This window comes from Photorhabdus sp. RM96S, assembly GCF_042879335.1.
Lineage (GTDB): Bacteria > Pseudomonadota > Gammaproteobacteria > Enterobacterales > Enterobacteriaceae > Photorhabdus > Photorhabdus kayaii.
Map to the genome: position 1 here is coordinate 1 of NZ_JBHFKT010000293.1, position 223 is coordinate 223.

Here is a 223-nt window from a genome sequence, read left to right on the forward strand (position 1 = left end):
TAACCGAAAGGGGGGCGCTGACCACTTTGTGGTTCATGACTGGGGTGAAGTCGTAACAAGGTAACCGTAGGGGAACCTGCGGTTGGATCACCTCCTTACCTGAGATAGGTTGAGTGCAGTGCTCACACAGATTGTCTGATGAAAGAAGAGAATAGCGTTATCGTAATAGGCTTGTAGCTCAGGTGGTTAGAGCGCACCCCTGATAAGGGTGAGGTCGGTGGTT

1 rRNA gene is annotated in these 223 nt (G+C 51.1%); it reads left to right on the plus strand.

The features are described from left to right. Positions 1 to 98: ribosomal RNA gene (locus ACGF49_RS25415) — 16S ribosomal RNA — on the plus strand; the annotation flags it as partial. Between the last annotated feature and the right edge of the window lie 125 nt (positions 99 to 223).